At 55.3% G+C, this 12253-nt stretch carries 5 protein-coding genes and 2 pseudogenes; 5 read left to right on the top strand and 2 right to left on the bottom strand.

Annotated elements, in window-relative coordinates; genetic code table 11:
• Positions 1-647 (top strand): annotated as a pseudogene (locus PHA81_RS20365) (ISH3 family transposase); the annotation flags it as partial.
• A 1011-nt stretch (positions 648-1658) separates the two neighbouring features.
• Here the strand turns inward: PHA81_RS20365 and PHA81_RS20360 are convergent.
• Positions 1659-6245, bottom strand: coding sequence for a hypothetical protein (locus PHA81_RS20360; RefSeq protein ID WP_273838657.1), 4587 nt, complete (start codon positions 6243-6245; stop codon positions 1659-1661).
• A 356-nt stretch (positions 6246-6601) separates the two neighbouring features.
• Here PHA81_RS20360 and PHA81_RS20355 point away from each other — a divergent pair, with 356 nt between their 5' ends.
• Complete coding sequence (locus PHA81_RS20355) at positions 6602-7204, top strand: PH domain-containing protein (RefSeq protein WP_273838655.1); 603 nt, start codon at positions 6602-6604, stop codon at positions 7202-7204.
• Positions 7205-7240: 36 nt separating this feature from the next.
• Here PHA81_RS20355 and PHA81_RS20350 read toward each other — a convergent pair whose 3' ends face one another.
• Positions 7241-7858: a hypothetical protein gene (locus tag PHA81_RS20350; protein ID WP_273838654.1), complete on the bottom strand. Its 618-nt coding sequence runs from the start codon at positions 7856-7858 to the stop codon at positions 7241-7243.
• A 121-nt stretch (positions 7859-7979) separates the two neighbouring features.
• Between PHA81_RS20350 and PHA81_RS20345 the strand changes: the two genes are divergently transcribed.
• The 3 genes and pseudogenes from PHA81_RS20345 to PHA81_RS20335 all read left to right on the top strand — a co-directional run.
• Positions 7980-9254 (top strand): hypothetical protein, encoded by a 1275-nt coding sequence (locus tag PHA81_RS20345; protein WP_273838651.1) that lies wholly within the window; start codon positions 7980-7982, stop codon positions 9252-9254.
• A gap of 278 nt (positions 9255-9532) precedes the next feature.
• Positions 9533-10996, top strand: coding sequence for a hypothetical protein (locus PHA81_RS20340; protein ID WP_273838649.1), 1464 nt, complete (start codon positions 9533-9535; stop codon positions 10994-10996).
• 1052 nt (positions 10997-12048) lie between these two features.
• Positions 12049-12253: pseudogene (locus PHA81_RS20335) on the top strand (hypothetical protein); the annotation flags it as partial.

The following is a 12253-nucleotide window of genomic DNA, read 5'->3' as shown; positions in this document are numbered from 1 at the left end:
TGCTCGGCGTGCTCGACGGCCTTGACCTCGAAGTCAAGGCCGTCTACCTTGACCGCGAGTTCTACGATACGTACTGTTTGACGCTACTGGCCGCCCACAACTACGCTTTCGTCATGCCGGTCGTGAAGTGGGGCGAGAAGATTCAGACCGAACTGAGTGAAGGCTGGAGCCGCGTGATCGACCACGATCTCCAAGGTGAAATCGACGGTCACACGTGGACCGTCGATTTCCCGGTCTACATCGACTGTACGTACCAGCAAGGGAAGTATGACGAGAAAGGTGTGGCGCGTCACGGCTACGCCGTCGACGCGCCGTTCATCGAGACACCACGTCAGGCTCGGAAGTACTACAGCCGACGCTTCGGGATCGAATCAACGTACCGGCTGTCCGAACGAAGCATTGCGAATACGACGACACAGAATCCGGCGGTGCGGTTTCTATACGTGCTGATTAGCTTCCTCCTCCAGAATGCGTGGCGCTATCTGCACTGGGAGTACGTGGCGTCGCCGCGCCGAGGCGCGCGACGCCTCTGGTCATGGCGATTCGACGAATTCCTTGGGATGGTACGGCGAGCAGCGGAGACGGCGCTCGCTGTGCGTCGCGCCGTCCCCGCAAACAAGCCACCGGACGACCGCTTCGAACGGTAATCACCGACCGGGACCGCCCGCTCGGCGAGTGGCAACGCCGTCGCGTCGGCGGCGTTCCGCCGCCGATTGCGACAGGTTTGATGCTCTCGGTGTCGAACCGTTCTTCTCAGCAGTTGCTCGGCACCGATCTCTCCACCGAACTCTCATCTCAGAAGCAGTCAACCGACGAGCTTTGTGAGGTACTGAGACTGAATCGAGACTGACTGGCGACCAAAATAGAGTATCACCCCAGTCCAGAACCACCTCGATTTCCACAGTCACTCTTCTCCTGTTGTCCTCGATCCCAGTCCCAGCTCCCCCACCTGGCCACCGGCGACGTCGTCTCGGAATCGTTCTGTTGCAGTAACCAATCCTCCTGTCTGAGTGCTCCGTTTCTCGACCCCGATCCAGGTACTCTCCGTTGCGGTCACCTCGATCGTAGCTGTTCGATTGCTGTCTTCTGAGTTGCTTCTCTCACTCTCGATTACCTCCCATCTCCCCCCATCCAATATCTGCGAGCGTTGAGGTAGGATCCTACCTCTAAGCTCCCCCAGGAGCACCCCCGATCTATCCCTACCCCCTCGAATTCAGAAAACGACGCCCATCCCCCCCTCTATACTAGTCGTTTTTGCGGCGAACAACGATCAATAGAGAGTGATTTTGAAGGTAGAAGACCGCTCCGTACGATTCACGTACGATTCGTTTTTGGCCCAATCGCGGATCGTATGGTATCGTATGGAAGAAGCCCTCTACAACACGAAAATCGGAGATGAGAGCAGGATGCTAACGGAGAAGTAGGCAGCAGATCGGTGATCGTATGGTATCGTACAATAGAGACGCTGTACGGCTGTTACTCGCATTCGAACTGGAGCTTTTCATTGAGAGCCTAATAGAAACAGACAGATCGTATGGAAGAGATCTCAAGAGCCGATTTCCCACACGGTTCAGGGAAACTGATTCGATAGAACTTCCGACAGATGAATAGGGGTCGATCGACAACCAAAATATCGCCTTTCCTCGTGGTTGATAGAGTTACTCTTCGGACAAATTGATTCCCCGATAGAGTGTTATCCGGGAGCCGCTGACATCGACTCGATCAGTCTCGACTTCGTGATCAACTGCTTTCTTGAGCGATCTCAAGAATTGAGTTTTACGCCGCTGTTCGAAGCCGTTTTCTGTCACATAGTCTTCGTATGCAGGATATATTTCATTGAAGGGTGTGTCTACATCTTCAGTCGCAGTGAGTCGCTCGTCCGCAAACGCAGCCACCCCTTCGTCCTTCCCACCGAGCTCTTCGTCGGGGGTTTCTTCCACGTCCGAATCGTCACTCACAGAGCCGTCAGTTTCAGTGCCAGATTTGTTACTGGTTCCGTCGTTCGCCATCTCGGCCGCGGGCTCGGAGCCGGCCTGATCACTGGGCTGATCACCGGGATCATTCACCGGCTGTTCGGCGTCGAAAGAACTGCTTTCATTCCCGCTCTCGCTGGCGGAATGATCGGCGGATTTCTCGAACGTGTCGGTGGGGTCATCGGGCTCCGGACTGAGGGGGAAGGTCGCTCCATCGCGATAGAAGACCGGCCGTTCCCCTTCGTTCTCCGACAGAATCATGATGTGGTAATCGTCGCGATCGTACTCCGGATTCGGGAGGATCTCCTCGGGAATGGCCGGCCGTTTCATTGCCACCCAGTCCTCTTCAAGACTGTCACTGTCCTCGTATGTTAGGTTCTCCTCAACTTTCCGTTCGATGGTATGTTTGTCTCGGTGCTCGTCATAGATGTCAACGGCAGGTACGTTAGAGATCCCAACGTCACCCAGATTATCGAGGCGAGTGTGGACGGTTCCATCGCCATCGCGCATCACGAGCTCGCCGTCTTCGCGGGTCCAATTGGTGCGACGCTTGTCGCCAGTCGTTGGTCGGACTACTGATACTTTGTCGTTGATCCGCACCAGGTAATCGCTCACGTAGTAGTGGATGATGCCCGTCTCATCCTCGGTTTTCTTCACTGGCTCGGCGAGGATGTTTTCGAGTCGCCGTGCCCAATATTCGAAGTCCTCGCCAGCCTCGTCGACACCGACGCCATCCGCCCCAGGTTCGACGACGAACACCGGGGTTCCATTCATCTCCTGAGCTTTCTTCAGATTCTCGAGGACCTTCGGTGGTTTCGTCGGCGTGGTCGTCTCGGCTTCAAGCACCAGCGTCGTGTCGAGGTCGGGATGGGTGGCTGTCGCATCCGGCATATCGCTGCCGTCCTGCTCCAGTACGTTGACCAGGAACCCCTCGGTGGCGAGCTCGCGTTCGATCGTCTCCAACGCCGAGTCGTGAGCCTCGCCGCCCGAGGCTGGAACATCGCCCGTATCGTTCGCGATCACTTCCTCGCCTTCCTCGGACAGACAGAGACGGGCCTCGGTGGGTTTCTTGGCGTTCGTGACCTCTATCAAGTCGGTTCGACTGTGAGCGCTTTCGACGATCAGGTCCTGGCCTGGTGGGCGGTACTCCTTGCGTGCTTCCTCTGCTTGGCGGATCTCGTCGTTGTTCTTGGCTTTCTCCGCTGCTCCCGTGTAGTAGTCGTGGACCTTCTCAGTCACATCGCTCGCCCAGACGGGCTCGTTCTCGTCGCGCCCGGCCTCACCTGTATCGAGCTGGACGCCACCGACTGCGTTCGCCAGCAGATGCCCGATACGATCCGAACAGCCGATGACGTCTTGGACCGACGGTGGCACGGAGAGTGACGTGATCTCTCTGTCGTCGACGACGCCGTACTCTTCCTCCGCGTTCTCTCGAATCCTCCGTACGATGTCCTGGAAGTCGGCCTCGTCTTCCGGCGAGAGCGGATCATCGCTTTCGGGGTGGCCCGCGGGAATGTCCTTTGCCCTGACGTTGAACGGCTGAGGTTGGTCGCCACCCCAGCTGGGATTCATCGTCTTGATCATCCACTCGCCGCTTCCCATGCCTCGAAGCCGGTGTTTTGACTCTATCGCGTCCATGTCGGCGTGCGAGAACGATTCGGCGAGCTCTTCGTCCATCGTGATCGTGCTCGCGAGCGTCGTGCGAACGTTGTTGAGAACGTTCATGTAGACGCCACGAGTGCCCTCGTACTCCATCTGTTTCGAGAACTGCGTCATCAGCCCGAGACACAGACGGAACTCACGCCCCTCTTTCAGGAACTTCCGCATCGGCTTGGACACGACGACCTTGGCGGCCTCATCGACCTGGAGGTTCACCAGATAGTCGTCGGGCTTCTGTGATAGGTCTCGATCCTTGAGCGCGTCGAACAGTGTCATCATCAGTACCGCAGTCACGGTCTCGGCTGATTCATCCCGGAGATCCCCGAGGTCGAAGAGCACCTGTTTGTCGGTGTCGAGAATCTCGTTGAAATCGAGCTGAGAGTCCGTGTTGTTGAAGACTTCTCGAAGGCGTGGGTCCTGGAAGATTTCGTCGAGTCGGGATTTGACACCCTCCAAACTGTTCATGAACGAGTCGGGCTTGTTCGAAAGCCGTCTGTGGATCCGAGCCTCGATCTGACCAGTAGTCGTCTGGGGGAGACGGTGATACTCCTCAGACTCGGCGACTTCCTCGATGCGAGCGATTGCCCATTCGAGGTCGCGATAGCCGAACACATCGGCCGACTCACGATTGCGACCGTGGTCGGCTCCGTGCTTTTCATCGAAGAGGAGCTTGACGAGGTAGCGAATCAGACTCCCAGCAGTTTTGGCTTCTTCGAACCGATCCTGGCCGAAGACGACCTTGATTATCTCGACGAAGTGATCCGCGATGTCCTGTACGGCGTCCATGCAGTCGGGGTTTCCGTCTCGTTTCTTGTCGGTGTAATTCCCCCGGATGTCGAAGAAGGATATTCCTGGGAGCTCGTCAGGGAAGTCGAAATAGATGATGTCCTCTTCCAGGGCTTGTTTGCCGAACTCGGCCTGGTAGGCTCGCATGTAGTTCGTAAAGTAGCCACCGCCCTTCGCGTCGATGCTGAAGATTGGCCCGGACGTATTACGCGAGAGCGAGAGCTGATCGGTTTCGGCGGCGATACTCTTCCCGCCACCAGTTGCAGCGAACCGGACGTAATGCTTCGTCAGCGATGATACTGGGATGCCGACCGGCTCGGGCTCGGGCGTGCCTTCCTGATCGAGCGCGTGGCCAACTTCGAGTGCTCCACGCAGCTTGCTCATGATGCCGGAGTGCGGCCGTGGCAGCGGGCTCTGGCTCTGTTGTTGGGCGCGGATCCCCCGCGTGGCCTCAACCGAGAGATGGTCGGTATGAGGGATGACGATAAAATTCGCCAGCTCGTGAGGATCTAAGACGAAATCATTCCGGACTGTGTCGTCCTTCCAGAACTTCCAGAGGCTGGGATCGTCGATCGCGAGTTCGTGCTGGTTGAACTTCTCGAACGCCTCCATACGCTTTTTGTCTCCACGGAAGCCCCTTCCGAGGCGCTCACCGACTACTTCGTACTCGTCACCGTCAAACGCCTGGAAGGCGGTTTCCAGTCGTGTGAGTGTATCGTCGAGCTCCGGCGAGGGGCTATTCTGATCGGGACCCAAAATTGCGAACGCAGTCATGTTCGTGATGAACGAGCGCGTTTCCTCCATCTTCCCAATCATTTCGAGACGGGCCTCGTCGTGGCTTCCTTCCGGTGGGTCGATGGCCTCCTCGGGGGCTGGTTCGTCGTGATAGACGCGCCCGTCCTGATGCTGCTCGGTAGTGTTCCCTTCAGACCAGCCGAAGAGAAAGTCGTATAGAAGACCGTCGGAAGACGATTCGACCTGTTGGAGTTCGTCCTGGCGGTTCTGGACCTCCTCAGTCAACGCTTCCATCGGACTAAATCTGATCTGGAGCGCAAGCGGCTGGCTGGCCTCGGTGATATACTCGAGAATAGTCGTGAGCGGCGGTTCGCCTTTGTGGGCCTCAGCATCATCCGAGCTCGCACTCGTGTAAACCGACTCATCGAAGCGCGTTAGCGATGTCAAGTAGTCCTGGGGCTCGTTCGCAGAGGCTTTCCAGCGAACGCCTACTGGCTGAAGCTCGTCGATCGGCGGACGGGCGTAGATGGATTCGACGAGTTTCTCGCCGGCTTCACCGAGATACGAGCTGTTCCTCGTTTGGGATTCCATTGGAGGCGTATCGGCAGTCGTCGCACCCCCGTCCGCAGCGACGTTCGACGGTGGATCGGTCAGCGAGGCGACGGTCGGGCGGCGGAGAATACTCAGCGGTCGTTCGTCGGGAACCCTGTCGAGACGGTTGATACGTGCGTCGACACAGCTACTTTTCAGTTCTTTGCCTTTGAGAAACCGGCTGTTCTCGTTCAGCATCTGGGTGTCGACAGGCTGTCTCGGGAGCTTGTGGGGATTCGGCCCCTCCATGTTTAGATCCGGATCTGGGTCCTTAGGCACTTTCCGTGTCATATCCAGCCGATTGTCTTGGCGGGTATTGTAGTAGAGTTCCCCTGCGCTGATCTTCTCCCGATACTCGTCGCGAGGATACTCGATCGGCTCGATCAGTCTTCCAGTGATGTCACGATAGACTTCTTCGACCTGGAACGTCGAGGGATAGATGGACTCGATTCGAGATTTGAGTGTGCTCATGTGGTCTTCGTTGTCCACGTGGTAGTACATCTCGACAGGTTCGTCCTCGCCGCTACTCAAGATGTAAAATGTATAGTTGATCGGCTCTCGTTTACCCGACCGCGTGGGAATCAATCGGTCGAAAAGACTGACTGATTGATCTGCCCACACCGAGTGGAGTGTCGCGATCGTCTTCGGTACATCCCGGTCTGAAAGATCTTCTGACGTCGGCGCAACCTGGATGTAATCACGCTTCATGAGGCTCACATAGTTCGATATGGACTTGAATCCTACCGCGCTGGGAGTGTGAGTACGTCTATTGGCAAGAGTGGGACCGCGATCTTCTGCAAATCTCACGAACCTATAAATAGGCCGGCGAAGTAGTAAGGTTAATCTCTTGACCGCTGATGGCACAGAGCACCTCTACCCGTGATCGAGTAGACCCTGAATCGGAGAGCGCGACTGAGTCTTCCTTGAATCCGCCCGCGCAGAGGGACCCTGGGAAACCTCCCTCGCCAGACTGGCTATCTATCGATGATCATGAGGAAATGGTTTGGGAAGATTCGCCGAGCTTCAAATATGTCTTTTCAGACTTCGTACTGAACGGTGTGTTTGTAGGTGTGGGTGGAATACTCATTGCTATTGGAGCGCTACAACTTTTCGATATATTCCCCGCCAATGCTCAGTTGCTGATAGTAGCACTTGGAGTCATCATGGTGGGCTTCGGAGTCGGTTTCTCTATCATCAATTACCGCTCCTACCGACGGAAGCACTATGTGATCACAACGGAATCCATCTATCGCAGGTGGGACGGTTCAACAACGAAGATCGAAGTAGAGGACATAAACGAAATTCTATACGATCAGTCGTGGTTGGATCATCAGTTTTCCTGTGGTAGTCTCAAGATCGGGTGGTGGAACGACGGGAAGCACGAAAATAACTACCCTGCTGTTCCCCACCCCGCTCAAGTCAAAGAGCTACTTTCGACATCCGATGAGAGGGACGATTGAGGGGGCCTGAAACGCCGAATCGTTCGTGATCAGCTACTAATTCTGTGACTCTGGAGTAGGTTCTGGTTGGTGTTGGTCTCGAAAATTGGCCCGATGAACATGGTCTTGAAGTGCGTTTCTCTCCTCGGTGGACAGCTGAACGGTTCCGTCCTCGTCGATGAGCTTGCGGATGTCAATCTCACTGCTTCGCAGGAGATCGACGATCTCGATATGCCCTACTGGAGCCCCATCCTCGACGAAATCGTTGATGTAGTCGTGAAGCGAGACTCCGGTTGTCGCTTCAAGTACAGCATCCGGATCCCAGCCGACGCCGTCGGGAGCAAGCGAGTGGTCACAGATTCCGTACTCGACGATTGGTTCTGAGACAGGTGCGATTGCCCCATACAGGGCTTCGGTCACGCCCTCGCGCGGACACAGCAGCTGAACTCGTTTGCAGTCCTCGCAGTAAATTTGATGTGCCCACCACTTTTCGGACGGACTGGTGTCACCGTTCGAGAGATCCACGTCCGAAACGTACATTGTAACATTACTTCCTCCTTGGATTCGATTCGAACAGTAGCCACAGCTGCCGTGATTATCGCTCTCGGGGTCGAGCCATCGGTTGAAACCGCTGCGGACTGTTCGATGAGGAGGCAAAAGCTTCTCGTGAGACATACTATACCGTTGTCAGTCGAGTGCCATAAACGATGTGCCCCCGATGGCGAACCCCACCCTGTACCGCGAAGCCTCAGCCAGAACCACCTGCCTCTGAGCGGTCAGTTTTATAGTCCCCGTGATGAAACTACAGATAACTCTTGGTAGCATGGAGAATATGAATGAGCTTCAACGATGGATGCGACTCTCGGTGCTGGCTATTGTCGTAGTATCCGTTCTTGGCACCGCCTTCGTGGCCAGCACTTCTACCGATTTTTCGCCGGCTACCGTCGCTGCTCAGACTGATAGTCAGCCACAGAATCAGATCGGTCCGACTGTCGAGATCGACAGTACGAACAACACGACGACGAAGACGATCGTCGTCTCGAAGGCTCGCTTACCAGAGGGTGGATTCGTTGCTATTCATGGCGGTGGGTACACGAGAAGCGTGTTTCATGGATCCGAAATCGCCATCTCACAGTATCTTACTCCAGGAACCCACCGCAATATAACGATCCCGGTCAACCGCTCGATTCCAGGGGGGAACAACGTTTCCAAGCTGAACGCCACCAGAGCCAACCTCTCCGCAGCTCTATACCGAGACACCAACAACAACCAGCGGTTTGATTTCTTCGCATCATTTGGCTCGACTGATGAATATTACGAGCAGGGCCAAGGCGAGCCCGTGTCGGATACCGAGCTTGTCTCGTTCGAGAAGAACTCCCAGATCGCACGTCAACGCACGCAGACTGATCCAGCATCGCTCCAGTTCTCTGATCAGCAGCTACAGCAGGCCAACGGATCGATAACACTCACGATCGACAACGTGACACTTTCGAAGGGAGGGTTCATTGCCGTCCACGACCAGCGATACCGGCCGCCGACGAACAATCCCCTGAACAGTACGGTCGGGATCTCGGAGTATCTGGACGCTGGAACCCATCAGAACGTGACCGTCGAAATGGTCAACGGCTCGGTAACTCGAAATCAGACACTTCTGGCGATCCCGTATCTCGACACTGATGACGATCAGACATACGACTACATCAACAGCGAGGCCGAGGTCGATTATGCGTACATCTCACGGGAATCTGGCACGACCAGCATCATCAACGAGACAGCCAGGATACGAGTGCCTGAGTCGCTACGAAGCGCGGGGACGAGTCAGACTGGGCCTGTATCACCCACGCCAACGAACCGGACCGGAGTGACGTCGACGACGTCGGGAGGGGAGTCAGATCGGCTCGTGGTAGTGACTGATACACCAACCGAGCCGACCACCGAAACTACAGTTCAGGACCAAAGCGGAGCGATCGGCGGAATCATCGGTAACAACGGCTTGATATTCATAATCGGGGGTATCATCGTTGCTATCGTTGCAGTAGCCGTCATCTGGGGATTCGAGCGGAGGTCCTGAACAGGATGGCATCAAAACCTCCTGAGCCGAGTGATACAGGGCGAGAAGACGACTCGTCGGACCTCTCGCGACGGCAATTTCTTGCGGGGGTCGGCGGAGCGGCTGCGGTCGCGCCGGTCGCTGGAGAACTTGGCCAACCTCGATCGCCGGACCCGTCGGATGGCCCGCAACGTGAGGCATATGGCGAAGCGCAGATCGGTCCTGGAGGCTACCGCATTCTCGCTGAACACGAGCGCGCGCAGCAACAGCGCGGTAACGAAATCACGTATAGCAATCAGGTGAACGCGGTCGAGGACCTCGGGTGCGATCCGAACGGGAACGAACCGATCCAAGACAAGATATCGAGTGCCGCAGAGGATGGGATGAAGGTCGTCTTTCCGCCGGGGACGTACTTGGCTACTGATAGAGTTAATATTGGGGTCAGTGGGACGTTTGGATTCGTTGGTGAGGGGTTTCAGAGTGCGACGCAACCACCGAAGCCTGGAAAGGACAGCGTAGTATTCAAGATACAGGGCGGTGGTGCGCTGAACTTCCTGAATGTCAATGAACTACAGGGAGGTGAATTCGGAAACTTCGTGATCGATCAACGGGACCCACTCACTCACGGTGGCGTGCAGGTTCGTTCGAAGGGAAACGTTCGGGTACGAGACATCCGGACGGTGGGAGCACAGACGACGCGAGATCCAGGTGACGATCAGCCGGGATTCTTTACTCCACGTGCGGTAGGTAGCGACTCGCTGATCGTCTACGAGCGCTGCATCGCACGCGGTGGAGGGATCCCCGGCTCGAAAAACATCTATGGGAGTCCAGGGATCTCGGTGTTCGGACGCGAGGGGTCACGAGGAACGATCATTCTCAAGGATTGTGTGATCGAAAATATGGCGGACAACGGTATCTATGGAGCTCGGACCAGCGCAAAAGTACGGGTATTAGGAGGTCTCTATCGCAACAACGATGTCTCGCAAGTTCGGGTGAACGGGGATGCTATCGTTCGAGGTGTCGATATTGTAATCGACGAAAAGAATTACACCGGAATTAAGAGTAAGTCAAATGGACTCGAAAGGGGTCCGGGCTGGCCCGCGACAAACGGGTTGAAAATCGAGACGAAGCAAAAAATTTCGGCGAGCACTGGCACGCCTGTGAAGAACTGCAATATTGTCGGGAAGTCCGTTGTGAGCGAGAGCAGTGTGGGAGCGCTAGTGAACATTTGGGATAGCGGTGGTGCAGTGACTATCTCCAACACTCGGATCACGAATAATATATCAGGGACAACAAGTATCGTGGCGCAGAAACCGGGGAGTGGGAGATACCCCGCAGCTCCAAAGCCGTGGACAACGACCGTGGAGAATTCGGTGATTCGGGGGAATCAAGCAGGGAGCGGCAACCCCGCGGTCCGAGTCAGCGGACGTCCGCGTTCAATTGTAAAGAACACATGTCTGAAGTACCCGAACGCTGGTTCGGGTGACATCGAAGGTGCAGGAACCTCTGGAGTGTCCTATGGCCAACAGTGCAAGAATACCGGTCTCACCAACCCAGGAAAAGTCGGGAGCGGTGGAAACATCAGTTCGCTTCCTGCCCCGAATGTAAGCTACAGTGGAGGTGGTGTGAGCCAGGAATATAAGAACAAGGCAATAAAGAAATCGAGACAGCGTGTTCTGTCGGTGGGTGGCGCGGTGGTTGGGTTCTTCGTGTTCATGGCAGCTGCGATTGCTGGCCTCGTGTCGATGTTGGGCGGCGACTGATCGAGCAGATCCCTCTCGGATTCTGACGTCCTGTTGTTGGTTCTGGGACCGGCGTGTCCCCGTCTTGCTGGTTTCCAGCCTTATGTAACAGAACAAAGACCGCACCTGCCGATTTGTTACATAAGGCGGTTGGTATAGGATCACGAGGTTCGCATAGTGCCTCGGAGTGCGAACACGCTTTACCGGAGACTGCAGCGAGTGATGTCTGTTCGTGATCCCACCTCCCTCCAGTGGCGAGCCGATCTTGACGGTGTAATCAGTTGCTGGCGGCTGTTCAAGAGAAGGTGGTGGGATCAATCGGAGGTATCCCGCTGGGGTTACGTAACTGTCCCTGGTGTTGTTCGGAAATCGTAGAGGCACCCCACCACTTCATCTGTTCCAAAGTATTGAGTTAATCATAGATGAGGGTCCGACACCCCACCACTTCATCTGTTCCAAAGTATTGAGTTAATCATAGAAGAAGGTCCGACACCTCCACCACTTCATCTGCGGGATACTGAACACGAACGGGCTTACATCCGCACCGAGCGAATCGGTTAGAGTGGAAGTCCATGCTAAATGCCACGGCCGTTAGGCCGTGGTAGCTTACTTCTAACCAGCACCTGACAAGCGCCCGGGATCTTTTCACAAAATGGAGGATAGCAGGCTCCAGCCAATCAAATATTGAACCAACTACACCGCAAACAGATCTCACCTGATGCTCGTAAGATGGAACTCGGTGTCATAGAGACACCCCACTGTTTCATGTGTCCCCAATAAGAACGCAACAGTTTGCGAGCGGAACCGGTTGATACGCTACCTCGTGACGACTCTAGCCCAAACGAATCACAAGTTAGTCAACACGAAGGGTGTGGAGAGTGTAGGATTTCTCTACCACGGGTGTGATTCAGATCATATCGTTATAAAGATTTTGTAACCTATAATACAGTTAGAGCAATTCTTGGATAGCCGAATATCCCATGGACAGATGAAATAGTGGGGGGTCTCTGTTCCTACAGATGAAACACATGAAGCCAGTGGTTTTATAACGCTATCCGATGATTGCTCCAAACATGACTGAAGGGCTCGGTCACCTCACTCCTGAAGACGACATCTTTCGTGATGAAGATGTCCTCCGCGATGACTATGACCCTGATCGAATTTTAGAACGTGATGAGAAACTCAATGAGTATCTCAATATGTTGGTCGCGTCGCAAGACCGTTTAGACTTCACCTCCAGTGACTGTGACCGAAACAGTACAGCGTATCTTCTTGTGA

The organism is Halococcus sp. PRR34 (assembly GCF_028617175.1).
GTDB classification, from domain to species: Archaea; Halobacteriota; Halobacteria; order Halobacteriales; family Halococcaceae; genus Halococcus; species Halococcus salifodinae.
Note: the sequence above shows the minus strand (reverse complement) of the source record. Positions and strands in the feature narration are given on the sequence as shown.

What these genes read in the sequence shown, in the direction of transcription:
- PHA81_RS20360 (WP_273838657.1), bottom strand. Translation starts at nt 6,245, where the DNA reads ATGTACTACCACGTGGACAACGAAGACCACATGAGCACACTCAAATCT.
- PHA81_RS20355 (WP_273838655.1), top strand. Translation starts at nt 6,602, where the DNA reads ATGGCACAGAGCACCTCTACCCGTGATCGAGTAGACCCTGAATCGGAG.
- PHA81_RS20350 (WP_273838654.1), bottom strand. Translation starts at nt 7,858, where the DNA reads ATGTCTCACGAGAAGCTTTTGCCTCCTCATCGAACAGTCCGCAGCGGT.
- PHA81_RS20345 (WP_273838651.1), top strand. Translation starts at nt 7,980, where the DNA reads ATGAAACTACAGATAACTCTTGGTAGCATGGAGAATATGAATGAGCTT.